General features: G+C 44.4%; 16 protein-coding genes. 3 read left to right on the forward strand and 13 right to left on the reverse strand.

Going from position 1 to position 21,621, the window contains the following annotated elements; all coding sequences use genetic code 11:
- Positions 1–59: 59 nt before the first annotated feature.
- Positions 60–2,273 (reverse strand): glycosyltransferase, encoded by a 2,214-nt coding sequence (locus PLE7327_RS01315; protein WP_015142053.1) that lies wholly within the window; start codon positions 2,271–2,273, stop codon positions 60–62.
- Positions 2,274–2,751: 478 nt separating this feature from the next.
- Here PLE7327_RS01315 and metH point away from each other — a divergent pair, with 478 nt between their 5' ends.
- Positions 2,752–6,336, forward strand: a complete 3,585-nt coding sequence (gene metH, locus PLE7327_RS01320) for a methionine synthase (RefSeq protein WP_015142054.1) — start codon at positions 2,752–2,754, stop codon at positions 6,334–6,336.
- A 722-nt stretch (positions 6,337–7,058) separates the two neighbouring features.
- Here the strand turns inward: metH and purD are convergent.
- A complete protein-coding gene (purD, locus tag PLE7327_RS01325; protein WP_015142055.1) occupies positions 7,059–8,321 on the reverse strand; it encodes a phosphoribosylamine--glycine ligase in 1,263 nt (420 codons plus the stop codon).
- Positions 8,322–8,500: 179 nt separating this feature from the next.
- Here purD and bchD point away from each other — a divergent pair, with 179 nt between their 5' ends.
- The gene (gene bchD / locus PLE7327_RS01330) at positions 8,501–10,507 is read left to right on the forward strand and encodes a magnesium chelatase ATPase subunit D (RefSeq protein WP_015142056.1); all 2,007 of its coding nucleotides are present in this window, start codon (positions 8,501–8,503) and stop codon (positions 10,505–10,507) included.
- Positions 10,508–10,513: 6 nt separating this feature from the next.
- Here the strand turns inward: bchD and PLE7327_RS24655 are convergent, their stop codons facing one another.
- Complete coding sequence (locus PLE7327_RS24655; protein WP_186005359.1) at positions 10,514–10,678, reverse strand: hypothetical protein; 165 nt, start codon at positions 10,676–10,678, stop codon at positions 10,514–10,516.
- An 83-nt stretch (positions 10,679–10,761) separates the two neighbouring features.
- The gene (locus PLE7327_RS01335) at positions 10,762–13,254 is read right to left on the reverse strand and encodes a phospholipid carrier-dependent glycosyltransferase (protein WP_015142057.1); all 2,493 of its coding nucleotides are present in this window, start codon (positions 13,252–13,254) and stop codon (positions 10,762–10,764) included.
- A gap of 46 nt (positions 13,255–13,300) precedes the next feature.
- On the opposite strand from PLE7327_RS01335, the gene PLE7327_RS01340 reads away from it, so the two are divergent.
- Positions 13,301–14,245, forward strand: coding sequence for a 2-keto-4-pentenoate hydratase (locus tag PLE7327_RS01340; protein WP_015142058.1), 945 nt, complete (start codon positions 13,301–13,303; stop codon positions 14,243–14,245).
- Between the two features lie 185 nt (positions 14,246–14,430).
- Here PLE7327_RS01340 and PLE7327_RS01345 read toward each other — a convergent pair whose 3' ends face one another.
- From PLE7327_RS01345 to PLE7327_RS01385, 9 genes are all read right to left on the reverse strand, one after another.
- On the reverse strand, positions 14,431–15,744 hold the full coding sequence (locus PLE7327_RS01345) for a recombinase family protein (RefSeq protein ID WP_015142059.1): 1,314 nt from the start codon (positions 15,742–15,744) through the stop codon (positions 14,431–14,433).
- Between the two features lie 36 nt (positions 15,745–15,780).
- Complete coding sequence (locus tag PLE7327_RS01350) at positions 15,781–16,143, reverse strand: VOC family protein (RefSeq protein WP_015142060.1); 363 nt, start codon at positions 16,141–16,143, stop codon at positions 15,781–15,783.
- Between the two features lie 94 nt (positions 16,144–16,237).
- Positions 16,238–16,522 carry a DUF427 domain-containing protein gene (locus tag PLE7327_RS01355; RefSeq protein ID WP_015142061.1) on the reverse strand — a complete coding sequence of 95 codons (285 nt, stop codon included), beginning with the start codon at positions 16,520–16,522 and terminating at the stop codon, positions 16,238–16,240.
- Between the two features lie 74 nt (positions 16,523–16,596).
- On the reverse strand, positions 16,597–17,370 hold the full coding sequence (gene gloB, locus PLE7327_RS01360) for a hydroxyacylglutathione hydrolase (protein WP_015142062.1): 774 nt from the start codon (positions 17,368–17,370) through the stop codon (positions 16,597–16,599).
- A gap of 23 nt (positions 17,371–17,393) precedes the next feature.
- Positions 17,394–17,942 (reverse strand): ribosome recycling factor, encoded by a 549-nt coding sequence (frr, locus tag PLE7327_RS01365; protein WP_015142063.1) that lies wholly within the window; start codon positions 17,940–17,942, stop codon positions 17,394–17,396.
- On the reverse strand, positions 17,929–18,651 hold the full coding sequence (pyrH, locus tag PLE7327_RS01370) for a UMP kinase (protein ID WP_041392607.1): 723 nt from the start codon (positions 18,649–18,651) through the stop codon (positions 17,929–17,931). The genes frr and pyrH overlap by 14 nt, the downstream gene beginning before the upstream one ends.
- Before the next feature lie 245 nt (positions 18,652–18,896).
- Entirely contained in the window at positions 18,897–19,814 is a 918-nt protein-coding gene (speB, locus tag PLE7327_RS01375; RefSeq protein WP_015142065.1) for an agmatinase, read from the reverse strand.
- 65 nt (positions 19,815–19,879) lie between these two features.
- The gene (locus PLE7327_RS01380) at positions 19,880–20,503 is read right to left on the reverse strand and encodes a roadblock/LC7 domain-containing protein (RefSeq protein WP_015142066.1); all 624 of its coding nucleotides are present in this window, start codon (positions 20,501–20,503) and stop codon (positions 19,880–19,882) included.
- 194 nt (positions 20,504–20,697) lie between these two features.
- The gene (locus PLE7327_RS01385) at positions 20,698–21,609 is read right to left on the reverse strand and encodes a carbohydrate ABC transporter permease (RefSeq protein ID WP_015142067.1); all 912 of its coding nucleotides are present in this window, start codon (positions 21,607–21,609) and stop codon (positions 20,698–20,700) included.
- Positions 21,610–21,621: the final 12 nt, after the last annotated feature.

A 21,621-nucleotide genomic window follows, 5' to 3' on the forward strand; every position in this document is an offset into this window, starting at 1 on the left:
TTATCTAGATTGCTTTTTGATAACTGAAGAATTCATTCATTCCCCCTCTCTAGTTATAGCTAAGTAGATTTAGGCAAAAGTACTTTTGCTTTCTTATTCGACCAAATTAAAAATACTATCGGTCGCAGTAAAATTTTTATTAGAAGCCAAAGCGATCGCAGTTCTCCTGGCGCATCTCGGCGCTGCCACTGTTCTGGATGACAAAAGAGAATATCTACTAAACGTCGATAGCGATCGAGATCGAGCGTTTCAAATTTAACTCGTACTCTTAGCATTTTTTTGGTCAAATTAGTATAAATCAGTTGCGCTTGCAGCTTTAATCCTTCTTCAGGAATTTCTAAGGTTAAAATGCTGCTTAAATCGACAGGTTGCTTCAATTCGATTTCAGCCCCTATTTCGGAGAGTTTGGTCATCGTGCCGCAGACAGTCCCTTCGCTGCTGGTTAAGCGTACCTTATGCTGAACGGGCAACCATTCATAAATGTCTGTTTTGGGAACGTCTAGCAAACCTAATAAAGCAACGCCAAGAATAATTAGGTTGTAAACATCCCAAACTAAAATCAGACTGAAACCATTCGTATGAGTAGAATCGAGCAGCCCTAAACTACTACAAAAACTGATAGAAATTCCAACAAAAAATACGATCAAAGGTAAGGCTAGCGACCAATTATACTGACTTTTATGTCTAAAAATCCCTTTTGGCGTCACTCTAAACCCTTGTCCGAAGGGATTGAGCATGACTTTGATAATCGTAATAAATAGGGGAAAACACGATGGAATCGCATAGACGTCGGAGAAGATTAAAGAACGCGATCGCAAGTTTAACCAAGAAAAAGCAGTTAACTGGAGAAAATAATAAGGAACGAAGAAATAAAGCATTTCTTGCATGCTGACGACAAGCGGCTCAATGCTAAAGAAAGTGTAGAGGATCGGCAGCATTAGGAAAAACAAACGAGGAATAATCGCAAACCAAGTCAAAAATCCTTCTAAATGCGCCAATCTTTGTCGTAAGCTCAACCCTGGTATCGTGAAAGGATTAGAATCGATAAAAAGTCCCTGTAGCGTACCCCGCGCCCAACGGATTCTCTGAACGATATGGGCAGCCATGCTTTCGGCTGCCAATCCCGCACTCAAGTTTTCATTGAGATATACTAATTCGTAACCTTTTGCCGACAGGCGAATCCCCGTGTAGTAATCTTCGCTAATCGAATCCGTCACGAAACCGCCGACTTCTAAAAGAGCGCTACGCTTGACGATAAAAGAGGTTCCCGAACAAACGACGCTACCCGCACCATCCTTAATCAATTGAACTTGGCGATAAAAAATTTCTTCTTCAGAAGGTAAAATCTTTTCTAATCCTAAATTGATAGCAATGGGATCGCTATTGTAAAAACTTTGCGGCGTTTGAACTAAAGCAATTTTGTTATTTTGAAAAAAACCTACCGTGCGCGTCAAAAAGTTTTTGGCGGGGATAAAATCGGCATCGAAAACAGCAATCAATTCTCCTTTAGTTTTTTGAATGGCATTGTTTAAGTTGCCAGCTTTTGCAAAATGGTTTTTTACTCGCGAAATGTAATAACAGCCTAGTTCTTTAGCTAATTTTCTAATTTCTGGTCTTTTGGTATCATCTAATAAATAAACTTTTTTGTTAGAATAATCTATAGCTTGACAACCAATAATCGTTCGCCGCAAAACAAATTCTGGTTCGTTATAAGTAGGAATTAAAATATCGACTGAAGGAAAGTAGGTGCCATCTTGGACGGCTTGACTGTATCGGTCGGCTTCGCGACGGCGATCTTTGATATCTAGCATTAAATATAGCTGGATGGTTCCTCCGGCAACCACCATCATTTCTAGGAACAGTAAGGCAAGACTAAAAATCCCATCGAGGGGGTTGGAGAGATTTAGCGTAGAGAACAATCGCCATAGGATATAGCGAAGGGTTAAAGCCAGTAAAATACATACAACTATCGTCCGCGACCAAGGTTTGGGTTGGGGCGATAACTTCATGATTGTGTATACAATACTAAAGAGAATTATTGTCGGAAATAATAAAAAATAGGGATTGCTAAACTCCGGTACGGCTAACCAAAAAGGAGGATTTTCTTGCCAGAAATACAACCGTTCAAAAAGTTCTGAAATCGTTCTTTCCTCAAGAAACCAGGCAGTTGCGATCGCTCCGAAAAACCCTATTATTCCTAAAAGGACTAGCGTGGCTGTCCGCAGTGGCAGTATTGAATTACTCGGTTCGGCAATGGGTTTAAAGATTTGCATGATAAACGGCAAATTAATAATTAACAGTGAAGTATTGGGGAATTAATTATAGATGTCAACTCCCATTTTGCCTATGACACCTCAAGCTGATTTAGCATCAGTTAGTCAGTAACGTTGCTGTCAATTTTACACTTCTTAATAAGAAATTCGGTTAAATCTTGCCCAAAAGCTTTTACTCTTCTGCCTTCGGTAAGAGTTTGACAATAGGTTGTTTTCATGCATGTCAGTCTATAGAGAAAATAAACTTTCTAGTTGTTCTATCCCAAATCTTGACTCAAACGAAGCCGTGTGACTTCTCAAGAACAAAATAGATAGTCGTTGAAGTAAACTATATCGAGAGCTGGACTTTTTTCTCCTGTGTCCCTCCCAAATCCCCAGATTTTTACACAATAATGGTAAAAGGCAAAAAAGCGTATATTTTTAGATAAAGCTAACGCCCATCGCTTTAAACGAGTCGCATTAACCTATGAATTGACCCATGAATAGTTCCTTCCTCAATCGCCTTCGCAGTCCAGAACGTCCCGTCCTCATCTTCGACGGTGCCATGGGAACTAACCTGCAAATGCAAAATTTGACCGCAGAAGACTTTGGCGGTTCTCAATATGAAGGATGCAACGAGTATCTGGTACACACCAAACCAGAAGCTGTAGAGGCGGTACATCGAGGCTTTTTAGAGGCGGGTGCGGACGTAATTGAAACCGATACTTTTGGCGGAACTTCCATTGTATTGGCAGAATACGACTTGGCAGACAAGGCTTATTATCTCAACAAAACTGCCGCCCAACTAGCCAAGCGAGTCGCCGCAGAATATTCCACGCCTGAAAAACCTCGCTTTGTGGCGGGTTCAATGGGACCGGGAACCAAACTGCCAACGTTGGGACATATTGACTTCGATACGCTTAAAAATGCCTATGTCGAACAAGCAGAAGGACTTTATGACGGCGGAGTTGACTTATTCGTCGTCGAAACTTGCCAGGATGTCCTACAAATTAAAGCGGCGCTAAATGCCATAGAAGAAGTTTTTCTCAAAAAAAGCGATCGCATTCCGCTCATGGTTTCTGTCACTATGGAACAACAGGGAACTATGCTCATCGGAACGGAAATTGGCGCGGCGTTAGCGATTTTAGAACGCTATCCCATCGATATTTTGGGTCTCAATTGCGCGACGGGACCCGATTTAATGAAACCTCATATCAGATATCTCTCCGAAAATTCTCCCTTCATTATCTCTTGTATTCCCAATGCAGGATTGCCAGAAAACCTCGGCGGTAAAGCACACTACCGATTGACTCCGATGGAGTTGAGAATGGCATTGATGCACTTTGTCGAAGATTTGGGAGTACAAATCATTGGGGGTTGTTGCGGAACTCGTTTCGATCATATCCGACACCTCGCCGAGATGGCGAAGGATTTAAAACCCAAAGAACGTCATCCTCACTACGAACCATCGGCGGCATCAATTTACACCACCCAACCTTATATCCAAGACAATTCTTTCCTAATTATTGGAGAAAGATTGAATGCCAGCGGTTCTAAAAAATGCCGCGATTTGTTAAATGCAGAAGACTGGGATGGTTTGGTTTCTCTGGCAAAATCTCAGGTCAAAGAAGGCGCACACGTTCTCGATGTTAACGTAGATTACGTGGGAAGAGATGGCGTGCGCGATATGCGCCAATTGGTCTCTCGTTTAGTTAATAATATCACCTTGCCACTGATGTTAGACTCGACAGAATGGCAAAAAATGGAGGCAGGATTAAAAGTTGCTGGCGGGAAGTGCATTCTCAATTCCACTAACTATGAAGATGGCGAAGAAAGATTTTTAAAAGTCTTAGAATTAGCCAAAAAATATGGTGCTGGCGTCGTTATTGGCACTATCGATGAAGAAGGAATGGGAAGAACGGCAGATAAGAAATTTGAAATTGCCAAACGGGCCTATCATGCTGCTGTTGAATATGGAATTCCGCCTCGCGAAATCTTTTTCGATACGCTAGTTTTGCCTGTTTCTACGGGGATTGAAGAAGACAGAGAAAATGGCAAAGCAACCATCGAAGCTGTTCGCCGCATTCGTCAAGAATTTCCAGAATGCCATATCGTTTTAGGGGTTTCTAACGTTTCTTTCGGTTTAAATCCTGCCGCACGTCAAGTACTCAATTCAGTTTTCTTGCACGAAGCAATGCAAGCTGGTTTGGATAGCGCGATTGTCAGCGCTAGTAAGATTTTACCCCTCTCTAAAATTGAACCAGAACATCAAGAAGTTTGTCGAGATTTAATTTACGATCGCCGTAAGTTTGAAGGAGAGATCTGCGTTTACGATCCTCTCACTAAGCTAACCGAATTATTTGCTGGAAAAACCACTAAACGCGATAAGTCCGCTGAAGCTAATTTACCTGTAGAAGAAAGGCTAACGCGCCACATTATCGACGGCGAACGAATCGGTTTAGAAGAAGCTTTAGAAGAAGCACTCAAGCAATATTCTCCACTAGAGATTATTAATACCTTCCTGTTGGATGGAATGAAAGTTGTAGGAGAATTATTTGGTTCGGGACAAATGCAGTTACCATTTGTGTTGCAGTCCGCACAAACAATGAAAGCTGCGGTAGCGTATTTAGAACCTTTCATGGAAAAATCAGACACCAATGGAGGTACTAAAGGAACGTTTGTCATTGCAACGGTAAAAGGCGATGTTCACGACATTGGTAAAAATTTAGTCGATATCATTCTTTCTAACAATGGCTATAAAGTTATTAATCTAGGAATTAAACAACCAGTAGAAAATATTATTCAAGCTTATAGAGAACACAACGCCGATTGTATCGCCATGAGTGGTTTATTGGTAAAATCGACGGCGTTTATGAAGGAGAATTTAGAGGTATTTAACGAACAAGGCATTACCGTTCCTGTTATTTTAGGCGGTGCGGCACTAACGCCAAAATTTGTTTATGAGGATTGTCAAAATACCTATAAAGGTCGAGTCGTTTACGGAAAAGATGCCTTTGCCGACCTTCACTTCATGGATAAATTAATGCCTGCAAAAGCCGCAAATCAATGGGACGATATTCAAGGATTTTTAGGCGAATATGCTGAAGAGAATGGCAAAGGAAAACATCAAGAAGCTGAATCAGAATCTCAAGTTAATCCCGATACTTTAATTATCGATAAAGCAGATAGACAAGAAGCAGAATCCCAAAAAATAGATACTAGACGTTCTGAAGCAGTAGAAGTTAATATCAATCGTCCTACACCGCCATTCTGGGGAACAAAAATTTTACATCCAGGAGAAATTTCTCTTGAGGAAGTCTTCTGGTATTTGGATCTGCAAGCTTTATTTGTCGGACAGTGGCAATTTCGAAAACCAAAAGAACAATCGCGGGAAGAATACGATCGCTTTTTAGCCGAGAAGGTTTATCCTATTTTAGAAGAGTGGAAGCAACGAATTATTAAAGAGAATTTGTTGTATCCGACAGTAATTTATGGCTATTTCCCCTGTCAGTCTGAGGGAAATACTTTATTGGTTTACGATCCAGAAGTTATTACAACAGAGGGAAAGATACCAGATAATTTGGCACCCATTGCGACATTTGAGTTCCCGCGTCAAAGATCTGGTCGTCGCCTCTGCATCGCCGATTTCTTTGCACCCAAAGACTCTGGTATTATCGATGTCTTCCCCATGCAGGCGGTGACGGTTGGAGAAATTGCTACGGAATATGCCAAGAAGCTATTTGATGGCAATGAATACACAAATTATCTCTACTATCACGGTATGGCAGTACAAACGGCGGAAGCGCTAGCAGAATGGACGCATGCCAGGATACGGCGGGAATTAGGATTTGGCGATAAAGAACCGAATAATATTCGCGATGTCCTGCAACAACGCTATCAGGGATCTCGTTACAGCTTTGGTTATCCTGCTTGTCCGAATATTGCAGATCAGTATAAGCAGTTGGAGTTGTTGAAATGCGATCGCATTAATATGTATATGGATGAAAGCGAGCAATTATATCCCGAACAGTCTACGACGGCGATTATTACTTATCATCCGGTAGCGAAGTATTTTAGTGCTTAATGTGATGGCAATACCTGATTATCAAACAATTATGCTACCTCTTCTTAATCCTCTTCTTAATTATGCAAGCGATCGAGACAAGAGCATTCGCTTCGTGAAGCCATCTCTTAAACATTAAAATCTCGCCAAGAAATAAATTTCTTGGCTAACAGCATAAGTCCATTAAAATAGACTAAAAGCCTTATTTAGTCATCATTTAGTCCTAGAGGCGAGGACTTTTGCGATCGAGCTTGGGAATTCATTCCCTTGTTGAGTGAAGCGTAGGTGAAAGATCTGAGCTAAGCAAAAACCCCGAAGCTATTAATGTTAGGTTTCTAGAGAAATTTGATGAATTTATTGAGTTTCAATAATTAAAAAAAGAACAAATAGATCTAATTATTTATCTGAATTATCAATAGGAAACACTTTCATTTGTTTCCAAAAATACTGTCCTAGCTTTTCTAAATCGTTAAGCTGCAACAAACCCAAACGAATTGCGTGCTCGTTAATTTGGACGTTTTTTCTAGATTTTTTTCAATCAAACCGCTCATAGTTTTTGGTTAAGTAATCTATACCTGGCGCGGCGAGTAGGAGCTTTAGATGAGAGGGCGATCGCTAGTAGCAATGAGGAGGAGAAGATTAAGCTCTTAGCCTTTAAAATTCCTCATGTGCCAAGACATTAATTTCTTGGCTAATATACCAAGTTTACTGAAGTGGACTCTTTATCAATTTGTGCAACAGAACTATTTCCTGACTCGATAACCGATGTCGCGTCGGCAGTACTTGCCTGCAAATTCGATGCAATCTACGGCTTGGTAAACGCGAGCGATCGCATTTGCAAACGTATCTCCCGTTGCAGTTACGCCGAGAACGCGACCGCCGTCAGTAACGAGTTGCCTGTTTTGGAGTTTCGTTCCCGCATGAAAGACAATTGCGCCTGATGCTTCGGCTTTATCTATTCCCGCGATCGCCATTCCTTTTGCATACGCTCCCGGATATCCGGCAGAAGCTATGACTACGCATACTGCACTGCCTGCTTTCCAGCGCAGCGGCGGGAAGTCGGCTAGTCGTTTTTCTGTGCAAGCGAGGAGCAGTTCGTCTAGAGGAGTCTCTAACAGAGGAAGAATAGCTTGCGTTTCTGGATCGCCAAAGCGACAATTGAATTCTAGTACTTTAGGCTCGCCTTGAGGCGAAATCATCAAGCCCGCATAAAGAACGCCTCGATAGTCGATTCCTCGACGGCGCAAGGCTTCAACAGTCGGTTTGAGGATGTCTTGCTCGATCTGCTGCATTAATTCTGGCGTAGCTATAGGAGCTGGGGCATAAGCGCCCATTCCTCCCGTATTGCTGCCCGTATCGCCTTCCCCAATGCGCTTGTGGTCTTGTGCCGGGAGTAGGAAACGGACGGTAAAACCGTCAGTTAGCGCGAGTACTGAGACTTCTTCGCCTAGCAAATACTCTTCAACGATTAGCTTGGTAAAGCCTTCTCGAAATAAAGTATCGATCGCAGCTTGCGCTTCTTCTACAGTAGCTGCTACGATAACTCCTTTTCCGGCTGCCAATCCGTCGGCTTTGACGACAATCGGCGCACCCTGTTGGGCAATGTAGGTTTTAGCGGCTTCGGCTTCTGTAAAGGTAGCCGATTTAGCAGTGGGCACGCCAGCTTCTTCCATCAATGCCTTTGCCCAAGACTTGCTCGCTTCGATTTGTGCTCCCGCTTGAGTGGGACCGAAGACTTTAATCTTATCGCGTTGGAGGCGATCGGCAATTCCCAGAGACAGAGGGAATTCCGGTCCGACTACCACCAAATCGATTCCTCTTTCTTGGGCGATGCGAGCGATGCTGTCGAAATCGTCTACCGATACCGCAATATTCTGACAGCCTTTTAGCCCTGCCGTGCCACCGTTACCCGGAGTGCAAATACAGCTTTCTACCTGGGGAGATTGTAGCAGTTTCCAGGCTAAAGCGTGTTCCCGACCCCCATTTCCAACAACTAGAACTTTCACCCTGCGCGATCTGTCTAACGTTTCATCTTTTAAGATTATCAGGGTTTTGGATAAGATAGAGGCGATCGCACCATAAATTCGTCGATCTACCAAAAGCGCGATCGCGCTCCAACCTTTGAAGCCAACCCCCTTTGTGTTCTAAACTGGATCGTGCCAACCCAAATTCATCTTTCATTCCAATGCCTGCTCTAACAACTTCTCGCACTAGCCTGAGCTTTCCTTTAACTGCCGTTGTCGGACAAGAAGCCATCAAACTCGCTCTGCTATTGGCTGCCGTCGATCCGGGATTGGGAGGGGTGGCGATCGCGGGTCGTCGGGGGACGGCAAAATCGGTATTAGCACGGGGAATTCACGCCCTACTGCCGCCGATTGAAGTCATTAAAGGCAGCCCTTTTAATTGCGATCCGGCTAACCCGGACGAATGGGACGACAAAACGCAGCAATTGTATGGGAATGCGGCAGAAATTCCTACTGAAGTCATTCCTGCGCCTTTCGTACAAATTCCTTTAGGCGTGACAGAAGATCGACTGTTGGGATCGGTAGATGTGGAAGAGTCGGTCAAACGAGGGGAACCCATCTTTCAACCCGGATTGCTGGCAGAGGCGCACCGAGGCGTGTTGTACGTCGATGAGATTAACTTGCTCGACGACCAAATTGCCAATCAACTGCTAACCGTTTTAAGCGAAGGGCGCAATCAGATCGAACGGGAAGGGATTAGCTTTCAGCATCCATGCAAACCTATCTTAATTGCCACCTACAATCCAGAAGAAGGGGCGCTGCGAGAGCATTTACTCGATCGCATCGCGATCGCGCTTTCGGCGGATGGCGTGTTAAATTTAGACCAGCGAGTGGAAGCCATTAATCACGCGATCGCCTACGCCAATTCTCCCCAAGCTTTTATCGAGCAGTATGCTGGCGAGATAGACGACCTTAAAACCGAGATTATTCTGGCGCGGGAATGGTTGAAAGATGTCAAGATTAGCCGCGACCAGATTGCCTATCTCGTTGAAGAAGCCATTCGCGGCGGGGTAGAAGGACATCGGGCGGAAATTTTTGCCGTGCGAGTTGCCAAAGCCGCCGCCGCCCTAGAAGGACGCGATCGCGTTACGGCAGAAGACTTGCGAAGGGCAGTAGAATTCGTTATCGTGCCCAGGGCAACTCTACTGCAACCGCCACCGGAAGAGGCTCCCCCACCGCCTCCACCGCCTCAAGAACAGCCCAAAGACGAATCGCAACAAGACCAAGAGGAGCGAGAAGAGGAAAACCCAGAAGAACCCGAACAAGAACCCCCAGGCATCCCAGAGGAATTCGTTTTCGATCCCGAAGGAGTCGTTCTCGATCCCGCCGTGCTTTACTTCGCGCAGATGGCGCAGCGACAAGGGAAATCGGGAAGCCGCAGCTTGATTTTTTCGGAGGATCGAGGGCGCTATATCAAGCCGATGCTGCCCAAGGGCAAGGTCAAACGCATCGCGGTAGATGCCACCCTGCGGGCGGCTGCCCCCTACCAAAAAGCCCGCCGCTTGCGCCATCGGGATCGCAAGGTGATTATAGAAGAAGGGGATATCCGGTCAAAGCGACTCGCCAGAAAAGCGGGGGCATTGATCGTATTTGTGGTGGATGCTTCCGGTTCGATGGCCCTCAATCGCATGCAGTCGGCAAAAGGCGCAGTTTTGCGATTGCTTGCTGAAGCATACGAGAATCGCGACCAAGTTGCCTTGATTCCCTTCCGAGGCGAAAGGGCAGAGGTCTTGTTGCCGCCGACTCGTTCGATTGCTTTAGCGCGACGGCGCTTAGAAACCTTGCCCTGTGGCGGAGGTTCTCCTTTAGCCCACGGTTTGACGCAGGCGGTACACGTGGGGATGAATGCCAAGTTGTCTGGCGATATCGGTCAAGTGGTCATCGTGGCGATTACTGACGGACGAGGAAATATTCCCTTGGCGAGATCGCTGGGCGAACCCTTACCTGAAGGAGAAAAGCCAGATATCAAGGGAGAGTTGTTAGAAATTGCTGCCAAGCTTCGTGCCCTGGGGATGAAGCTGTTAGTCATCGATACGGAAAGCAAGTTCGTATCGACTGGATTTGCCAAGGAGATAGCACTCAAAGCAGGTGGCAAATATTATCACCTGCCTAAAGCCAACGAACGCGCGATCGCGCAGATGGCTAAAGGCGCGATCGCGTCTCTATAAATTGGTTTAACGCCCCCCAGGCAGGTCGAGAAAAAGAATTGCCATAATCAGAGCAAGAGTGACGAAGGGGACGACAGCAAAAACGAATAAGATTATGGGGGTCAACTGAGGATTTCTCAAGATTAGGTCGAGAGGAGTTCTGAAATTTGAGAACTTTTCTGAGTTTTTCATCTTCGTTCCCCTACTGCTAGTAAGAGATCTATGCTTCTAATTTATCGGCTGGCGCTTTTGTAGGATTCGGTGCGAATCAATTCTTATAAAAGAGGGGAAAGAATCATCCAAGCTTTAATTAGGTTTCCCTGCATGAGGGCGGCAATGCCATTTAACGCCTGAATTTCGCGGTCATCGGGTTTGAGTTCTAGGGCAGGTTGAAGTACCTTCTGTGCTGCTTTGGGTTGCCAGTCATAGAGATAGACAAAGGCAAGATAGGCATGAGCGTAGGCGTTGTTTGGATCGAGTTGTACGAGATTTTTTAAAGCCGCGATCGCGCTGGGCGCATCTTCTTGCAAAACTCTAGCTAAAACTAACCCATAAGTCCAATCCAATTTTTTGTCTCCAATTGGAGACATTTTCGTCAAACGATATTCTAAAGTCTGTGCTGCTTGCTCTAAATAGTCTTGAATGGGATCGTATTGATTCAGGCGTGCAACTTGCTCGAACACGGGTGCCAAGCCTTTCGGTCCTTTTTGTAAATTTAACGCTAGTTTTCTCAATTGCGTGACCAAATCTAATTCTGGTGCGGGTACGGCAGGCGCATTGGGGTCGATCGCAATGGTGGCTGGGGGAACGGTTAAGGGATAGGTTTCTCCCGTGGCGCGATTGAGATAGGTAGCAGTGAGGATATAATCGCCCCCCGCGACTTCTGCATCAGGAAGCATGGCAGTCTGTTCGATGACGCGAAAAGCTTGACTGGTAGCATTGGATTGTCCCGAATATAAAGTTCCCATGCCAATGCCGCGATCGTGCAGCCAAAAAGAATTCGAGTTAGATTGTGAAATTTCCTTTGGAATCCAAGTCAACAATACTAAACCCGATTCTAATTGTTCCCAGGAACCCGACCACTCGTAGGTAATAGGGACGGGAACGCCAGGAGGAACTCTAGTAGGAACGATGACGCGATCTAAGTACACCTTTTCCCTCGTTTGAGAGAGGGGTTCGACGGTAACGGAAGGCGATCGCCGATGATAAAGCTTGAGAGTAGTATCATCTGGCAATTGCCAACTTTGCTGGAGACGAAAGGCTGGATTAGTCTCTAAACGGTTAGCGAAGGCTAATTGTGCTTCTCGTGCCATGCCATTATCGCCTGTTTTGGCCAGCAACCAATCGAGCGATCGCTCGTCCTGCGCCACTTGTTCTACACTAGAACCGAGTTCTCGTCCGTATACCTGACGTTTTTCTAGTGCCCCAAAATAGTTGAGCGTATCGTGATTAATTGAAGGCGTACTGGGAATTACACCCAAATTCGCCCGCAGATAAGGAGTCGTCTCAATAATTTCCTCAATGACTTGAGGATTGGGCACTTCTGCACCCAGATAGGGATAGGATAAACCACCGGGACTTAACGCGATCGCAACTCCTCCCATTCCTGCCAGGGGAAACAATTTGCCGCACATCACCAAAAAAGCCAATCCTACCGTTAGCCAACGAACGATTTGCCATCGTCCTCGCCACAGAGTCAGACAATAGGCTAAAAATACTGCCAGGATTGGCAGGTATGACATGATATAGCGATTATCTTTATTAAAAATGGCAGAACAGATTAAATAAGCGCTAATAAAATAAAGGGCTAACCAAGCTATACTTCTGCTTACTTTCTTGTTATCTAACTCTTTAGGAAATCTCCCCAATAAATGCAGCAGCAAACCGACTAAAGGAACGATTAGCAATGCCCAAGAAAAGGCTTTTGGCAAATCGTTCCAATAATAGGTCCACGCTGCTAGCGTATTAAGGGGAGGATCTCCCTCAAGCGTGGCAGGAATTGCATTTGAGTTCTGGGCAGTACTGAATAGATAAATCCAGTTAGTACGATACCAAGGCATCCAAATAGGAACAGAAACCAGAAAACTTGTTATTAATTGGGCGATTCTCGACCATTTTCGCTGCCAGAGATAACTAACTCCCAACCACAGCAGAGGCACGAATATAAAAAACATGACACTCTGTTTGGTTAATAGGGCTAAACCCCAACTAATTCCGAAAATTACTGCCCATAGCCATTCTCCTAACCAGGTTTTCTGACTGCGCCAGATGGTTAAACAGCAAAAAGAGGCGACGGTTAAAGTCATCAATGGAGTATCGATGAGATAAGTCAGTCGCGCTTCATACAGTCTGGGCAACAGCACGCACAACCCCGCCGCCCATAAACCAACTTGCCCACTGAAGAGGGTTTTACTGATGCGGTATGTTGAAATCAGCAAAATCGCACTGTAGAGGAAATTGACCAGTAATGCTTGGTCATTTCCCGTTCCAAAAACTTGTTGAAAGGGTGCAGTGAGAATATAAGTAAGAGGCGGATATTTCGTCGAAAGCATCCAAAAGCTTCGCCACCATTGCCCGTCGAATAATTGAGGATTTTGGAGAGCATCTAAATATTTTAGAGAGAGAGTGAGGTGATTACTTTGATCCCAAGCTGGGACAGAACGATCCAAAGCCAACCACAGGCGATCGCACAAGTTACTCGCTAACCAAATCATTCCCAGAATTTTTATCGCCTGAGATTTGGTTATGGAAACTTGCTCTTTTGGCATGAGAGTATATTTAAACAATCTTACTTCTTACTCACTCTATCAAACTATGAAAAAAAATAAAGTTTTTGTTTTGTCTTTTCTAATTGCCCTTCAAATCATCTTTTTACAGTCAGTTACACCAAGGATTTCTTTATCCAAAATAGGAAAAGAGATATCGCGTTTTAAGCAAAATCAAAAGTCGATAACGATCGCTCAATTTAATAACCGAGCTTTAGCTAAAGAAATTGCCGATCGCTATCTCAAGAAAATTCCTCTCCAATCGCTTCCCGATAATTTAACTTTAGGGCAGGCTTTACAAGTTCAAGACCAATTTGTTCGACTTCTTGTTCCGAGTTACGGCAAGCCGATTGGTTATAAAGCTGGACTGACTAATAAAGACGTACAAGCTAAATTCAATAGCGATCGCCCCGTTTCTGGCATCTTGTTAGAAAAAATGTTACTCAAAAGTGGTGCGACTGTTCCAGCAAATTTCGGCACTCGACCTCTAATCGAAGGCGATTTGATGGTTAGAGTCGGTAGCGAAACAATTAATACTGCCAGAACGCCACAAGAAGTTTTAGCCGCACTCGATGCCGTTATTCCCTTTTTAGAATTGCCCGATCTAGTTTATGCAGAAAATATCAAATTAACTGCCCCAAAAATAGTCGCTATTAATGTTGGTGCTAGATCGGGAATTATGGGAGAATCGATTCCTTTAACTAATATTAATGAATGGCAAGAAAAGTTAGGAAAAATTCAACTAATTATTCGCGATCGCGATGGAAAACAACTAGCCATTGGAGAGAGTAAAACTTTATTAGGCGACCCAGTAAAAGCTATTGTTTGGTTACGAGATGACTTGCAATCGCGAGGAAAATTCCTAAAAAAAGGAGATTTATTATCTTTAGGAACGATTACACCGGTTATTTCCGTAAAATCTAAAATGATAATTTGCGCTCAATATATCGGTTTAGATGACAACCTAGTGAAGATATTTGTCAAGTTTAAATAACAATTTTTTACTCTAGTAAATCTCAAAAATCTATCAGCAATCTAGACAGGTATTACTAACAAAATCAATTAAATTTTTCATTATTGTTATTACTTCTTGCTTCTGTTATATTAAAATTTGCTCAGAAATCAAAATCAATAAAACTCTAAAGCGATCGTAAAATAGGATTTTTATTTTCTTGTCTGTTAAAAAATAAAGGTAAGTTCTAGTTCCCAAATTTGAGATTGAAATCGAATAATTTCAATTTGTTGGATAAATTCTCGAAAATAAAATCGCCGTTCCGCTTCTGATAAATCGAGCCAAAACTGAGGTAGGGATACAGCTTGAGCGATAACTTTTAAATCTCCGGGCGGCAAACTATTGAGTTTACTTGTCAATTGAGAAATTTCTGTCTGCAATTTATAACGGCGTAATGCAGCTGTTTCTTCATCTAAAATTCCTTGTTTTTTTAGAGAAGATAATTGCTCAATAATTGCTTGTTTTGTATGGATTTCCGATCTGAGCCTTTCTTTAATTCCCTCTGGATTAGGTAAGTTTAATTTCGCTACTGTTCGAGGTAAATCTTCGCAGATGCGATCGATAGTTTTTTCGAGGACTTCCTGATAGGAAATAGCGCTACATTTCGGAAGCAAAGGACAGTTCATCGGACGCAGATAGAGATATTCTTTTTTTTTCCCTCTGGCAGTCACGCGGGTAATTGTCATGTGAGATTGACACTGCCCACAGATAACTAAACCTGCTAGAGAACGGGGGGCGCTAGCAGTCCGAGAGGGCAAACGTCCGTTGCGACGCAGCAGGCGATCGATCTGAGCCGCTTCTTCTCTCGATATAATGGGGACGTGAGTATCGGGGACAATCTCATTATTTTGATAGGCGAGATCGCCTCGATAAACTGGATTGGTCAACCAATTTCGACCTGTAGATACTGAAATTTTTTTCCCGTACCTTTTTTCTAGATAGCGGACGGCGCCGCGTAGGGAACCAAATAGCAAAAAGCGTTCAAAAAACTCTTTAACGACTGGGGCAGTGCTGCGATCGAGGATATAGCGATCTTTGCCGCGACGATAGCCGTAGGGGGCTTTTCCTGGCGGCGGTAAAGCTTTGATTCGGTTGCGGGCGTGCCCTTGACGGAGGCGGCGGCGATGCTTAATATATTGTATTTCGTGCAGGAGTTTAGTTAAATTTGCTCGAAGATCGCTCGTGGGAGCATCTTTCAGTTGGAAAGAATTGTAATTTTGTTCTGTGGCAACGATCGCTACGCCGAGAGTTTCAAGTTGAGTCATGCGATCGCTAATTTCTTTTACAGAATCTCCTAATTCTTCTAAGTTACGAATTAATAAGTACTCTGGAGTATTTATTTGACAATCTTCTAATAATTGAAATAACTGCTGGCGCTTGCCCAAATCTTGATAAATTTTATCGACTTCTAAACCCCAAATCGATCGATCTGGCGGAGATTCTAGGAAAGGGTCGCTGTAGGAATAGGCGATAATTTTCATGGGATGAATTCTGAATTTTGAATTCTGAATTCTAACTTACGCTTGACCGATCTCGATAATATTGCCGTCGGGATCTTTGGTAAAACAAGCCGATCGCCCAGAGGCACTCATTTGTACGGGATATCCTTGCGATTGCAAGAGGGCGATCGCTTCGCCTAAATTATCGACTGCTACGGCAAAATGGGGATTGCGACCCCATTTTTCTGTATTGGACAGAGTTGTAGAGAAATTGGAATGAACGATGAGATGAATTTGATAATCGCCGATTTGATACCAAGCCCCAGGATATTTTAAAGTGCGATCGACTTTAGATAAACCTAAAACTTTGCCGTAGAAATGTTCGGCTTTTTCCAGATTAGAAACTAAAATTGCCGTATGAAGGCATTTTGTTATTTGCATAAAAAATTAACTGACAAAAATTTTCTAATTCTAATTTTTTCAAGTTTTGTAGAGACGCGATGTATCGCGTCTCTACAGTTGCTTGTTTAAGAACTTATGGTTCTACCTTTACTCCCTTCCAAAATGCAACGTATCCTTGAATATTTTTTGCCTTTTCTTTGGGATTGGGATAGTACCAAGCAGCATCTTTATTCTGCTGCCCGTCCACTTCAATGGTGTAGTAACTTGCTTCTCCTTTCCAAGGACAAGTCGTGTGAGTATTGCTGTCTTTAAAATATTCTTTGTTAATTGCGTCGGGAGGAAAATAGTAGTTCCCTTCTACGATTTCGCACTTATCGCTTTGGGCTAAAACGGCACCATTCCAGATTGCTTTTGGCATGAGGAATTTGACTCAATAAACTCTCTAAATATTATTATGCCGCGACAGGAGATTAGCGCGCGGCTAGAAAAGAGCTAAAATAGATCCTTCATTCCTCGCAAACGAGCAAAAACCCTAACGGGATCGTTGCTGTTCGCGGCTGACTGCAATGCTCGATCGTCCCATCGCAAAAAGGGATTAGTGCGCTTTTCGATTCCCAAAAGGGAAGGAACGGTTGCTTCTCCTCGGTGGCGTGCCTCTTGCACTTGGCGATAGCGGGTTTGCAAGTCTGGGTTTTGGGGATCTACTGTTAAGGCAAACTGTAAATTTTTCTGGGTGTATTCGTGAGCGCACCAGACGCGCGTGTTGTCTGGCAGCGTCCGCAGTTTGCTCAGAGAATTGACCATTTGGGCGGGAGTGCCTTCAAATAGTCTGCCGCATCCGCCTGCAAAGAGCGTATCCCCGCAGAATAATTCTCCGGGATCGCCTTCCGTTGTCGGAGGAAAGTAGTAGGCGATATGAGCGCGGGTATGACCGGGAACGAAGAATATTTCGCCAACTCTCCCGGCAAATTCAACACGATCGCCCTCTTGTAAAAACACTTGCTGTCCGGGGATTCTCCCGCGATCTTCTACTCCGCCATAGATGCAGAGATTGGGAAAGTGCCGTATCAGTTCTCGGTTGCCCCCAACGTGGTCGCCGTGGTGGTGAGTGTTGAAAATCGCCACTAACTCCGCCCCCAGGGTTTCTAAGCAGCGCAGGACGGGTCGAGCTTCTGCCGGATCGACGACCGCTGCTGTATTTTGATTGCGATCGTGGAGGAGAAAAATGTAATTATCAGACAAAGCTGGAAGCCGTTTGACCTGCATTGATAGTCTCCTCTTGAGTCGGATCAAACCGTTGTAATATCCTTTTCTTTAGCCGCCAGTAACTCGTCAATTTTAGCGGTAAAGCGATCGGTAATTTTTTGGATTCGATCCTGCAAATCCTTGGATTCGTCTTCGGAAATTTCGTGATTTTTTTCCTGCTTGCGCACCGAATCGATCGCGTCGCGACGAATATTGCGCAAGGCAACTTTCCCCTCTTCCGCCAACTTCCCCGCCAATTTGACCAGTTCCTTGCGTCTTTCTGCGGTCAGGGGAGGAATATTCAACCGAATGACCTGACCGTCATTATTCGGCGTTAAACCCACATCTGACATTGAAATAGCTTTTTCGATTTGTGCCATGCTGCTCTTATCGTAAGGCTGAACGATAATCGTGGTTGCATCGGGCGTGCTGATATTCGCCAGAGACTTAAGCGGGGTTTCAGTCCCATAGTAATCCACCGTAACGCGGTCTAACAGTGCAGCATTGGCGCGACCCGTGCGAATGGTATTAAACGCTCGCTGGGTGGCTTCAATGGTCTTTTGCATGTTTTCTTGAACGTCAGCTAACTTCACAAAAACCTCCGACAATGGTTCCAACAGGTTCTCCTTTGATGGCTCGAAGGATATTGCCTCGAACCGAAAGATCGAAAACAACAATAGGAATGTTATTTTCTTTACACAAAGCGATCGCCGTTCCGTCCATTACTCGCAAGTCATGGGTAAGGACATGACCGTAATTCAAGCTCCGATAGCGACGGGCGCTAGGATTGACGTGCGGATCGCTATCGTAGACTCCATCGACTTTGGTAGCCTTAAAAACGACTTCAGCATCGATTTCTGCTGCTCTGAGCGCTGCTGTAGTATCCGTGGTAAAGAAAGGGTTGCCCGAACCCGCCCCAAAAATCACCACGCGCCCTTTTTCGAGATGGCGAATGGCTCGACGGCGAATGTAGGGTTCTGCCACTTCTTGCATGGCGATCGCGGTGAGAACCCGCGTTGGAATATTATTGCGCTCTAGAGCATCTTGCAAGGTCATGGCATTCATGACAGTCGCAATCATGCCAACGTAATCAGCCGTTGCCCGATCCATTCCTGCTGCGGCTGCTTTTACCCCGCGAAAAATGTTACCGCCACCAACAACGATGGCTAGCTGGGTACCCAGTTGAACGACATCTGAAATTTCCTGAGCAATGTCTGCGACTACTTTGGGGTCAATGCCATAACCCAAATCCCCCATTAATGCTTCGCCGCTCAGCTTGAGTAAAACTCGATGGTAAGTCATGCCTTTGCCGCAACTACGATCTCTATTGTTAATTTTCTCCCCATAAACATAGCATTTTTGGTCGCTAGTCATTAGTCATTTGTTATTGGAAAAAGGAAGAATTCAGAAGTTGGAACTGGGTAGCGGAGGGCAGGGAGGCAGGGAAGACGACGGGACTCCGAAGAAGAAGAACAAGACAATCTACTAACCACTAACTACTAACTCTTACCAATCCTTTCATCGAAAATTTAATAATTGGTCATTGACTAAAACCATCCTTGAGTAAGTGCTTGATAACCGATTAATTTATAAAGCAATTTGGCAGTGGTATACTCGGAAACGACGGAATCGACGATGGGGGCTAATTCCATGATGTCACAACCGATAACCTGATGGGTTTCAAACACTCGCCTCATAAATTTAGTGATGCCATACCAATCCAAGCCTCCAGGTTCTGGGGTTCCTACGCCGGGGATTAGACTGGGGTCGATCCCATCTACATCGATGGTAATGAAAACTTTAGGGGTTGATATCTGCGCGATCGCGTCTTCTATCCAATTCGGATTGTTAGCGATATCTCTCGCCCAAACGACGGGAATTTGTTTTTCTTCGATTAATAACGCTTCTTCTTGACAAATACTGCGGATGCCGACCGACAGCGTTGGCAATCCCATCTCTAAAACCCGGCGCATTACGCAAGCATGATTGTGCAAGGAACCTTCGTATTCGTGGCGCATATCCCCGTGAGCATCGATTTGTACGACGGTAAAGGAAAAGGGATCGTTTATCGCTTGCTGGTACGCCCTGATGATTCCAGTCGTAATCGCATGTTCGCCGCCTACAGCAATAACAAATTTATTGTCGGCAATGAAGCGAGAGACAGTTTCGGTAGTGACTGCTAGCATTTCGTCAGCACAAAGATCGGGATTTTGGCGCGTATCGGCGATGGCGGGGTGGGTGTAAATCCCAACTTCGATACAGGTTTCCCGTTTTAGTTCTTCATCATAGGCTTCTAGTTGGTCGGATGCTTCTAGCAAGGCATCGGGACCTTTTTCACAACCTTTGCGAAAGGTGGTGGTGGCTTCGTAGGGAATAGGCAAAATCACGACTTTGGCAGCTTCGTAAGTCGATGTGGCTTCCAAGCCAAGAAATTGCCTTACGGCTGGAGTAGATTGTAAGAGCATAGACCAAAATTATATTTTTCTAACCTCTAATAATTATGACGCGGGCGATCGCGACTGCGTTTTTATTAATTATCGGAGAGCAAACGCTGTTGGAACTCGATCGCTTGTTGTCGGTCGGGAATTTGATTGGCTATGGCTTCTACGAAGTCAGATGCCGACAATTCGGGATTTTGGGCGAGGACATGCTGGCAAACGATCGGAGCGATGGGACCGATAAATTCTACTAATTCCTGTTGGCAATCGTGGATGAAAGACGAATCGACCTGGGTTTTCGTTATGTCGGCGTTTCTAGTTTGGGGATTGTCTAAAAACAGTACGAGTTCGACTGAATTAATTTTCTCAAATTCGGCTTTTAGTTTTGCGATCGCGCGCTTGATGTCATCCTCGAAAAACCCCAATGGAGCTTTAATCGTTCTCATCAACAAAAAAATCTGCTGGTAACAAGGGATGAGCGTAATGTAACCTTCTTCTGCTTGCACGGAAATTTTTTGAACCCTTTCCCACCTAAATTCCTGACGAATGTGCTCTCCCAAGCTCAGCATTACGATCGCGGTAATCAGTGCCCTTTCATATCCTATACCTATCGATGACGTGAGTGGTTTTCCCTGAGACGACACCAAAACGACTCCCTCAATTCCAGGCGTTCGAGCTGCAAGTTCTCGTAGAATTTGGTTGATTTTTCGATTCATAACTCTACTTTTTCTCAAGCTCGCGCAACAATTGCGATCGCAGCTAGACTGCCTTGAGCTAGAGAAATATTGCTGCAACTAGCAACTTCAGATTATATCCGTTCTGAATTAAGAATATAAGTCTCTTCGTTAACCTGCAAGCTCTGGTTGCGGGAATGAGAGTTCGCCTAAAGTTGCCAATTCCTCTCTCCTTCTCAATGGCGGGACAAATTGAGGTTGAGAATTGACAATCCCAAAATGACTAAAAACAAAACTAAGCCGATAGTGCAACCATAGCTGTAATCTGAAGCAGTGAAGGCTTGCTCGTAGACGTAATAAACGACAGTCTTGGAACTATTGAGCGGACCTCCGCGAGTCATGATATAGACTTCTTCAAATACTTTCATTGCAGAAATCGAAGAGATAACCGCAACTAGCAGTAAATAGGGACGCATCAACGGGACGGTAAGATCCCAATGCTTTTTCCATCCATCCGAACCATCGAGGGAGGCAGCTTCATACAGTTCTGCGGGAATCGATTGCAACCCGGCTAAATAAATGACCATATAATAGCCCAAGCCCTTCCAAATCGTTACCGCCATCACGCTCCAAAGGGCTAATTGTGGGCTAGTCAACCAGCGAATCGACTCTGTAAAACCGATCGCTTTCAGCCCTTGATTGAAGATGCCGTTAGTATCATACAACGCCCGCCAAGCAATTCCAGCTACGATAGTAGAAATGATGACGGGCGTATAAAAAGATAGCCGAAACCAATGAATGCCTCGCAGTTTTCGGTTGACTAGAATAGCTAGTCCTAGAGGGGCAACCACCAAAATAGGCACAACGCCGACGAGATAGAGAAAAGTATTTTTTAGCGTTTCCCAGAAAACTTTATCTATCCACAACCTTTGAAAATTCTCCCATCCTATCCATTGAGGGGGTTGGGTAAATCCTTCATAACGAGTAAAACTCAAAGAAAAGGCTTGCAAGACTGGATAAAATACTGTCAGTCCCAGCACGATTAAAGCGGGAAGCAAAAATAAATAGGGCGTTAGTTGCTTTTTAAGTTTATAGTGTTTGCTCGTTTCCCGGCTCTGTTTGGAGATGGGTTTTTCTATAGTTTTCATAGTAGTTATTGG

It is taken from the genome of Pleurocapsa sp. PCC 7327 (assembly GCF_000317025.1).
In the GTDB taxonomy this organism is placed as follows: Bacteria; Cyanobacteriota; Cyanobacteriia; order Cyanobacteriales; family Microcystaceae; genus Hydrococcus.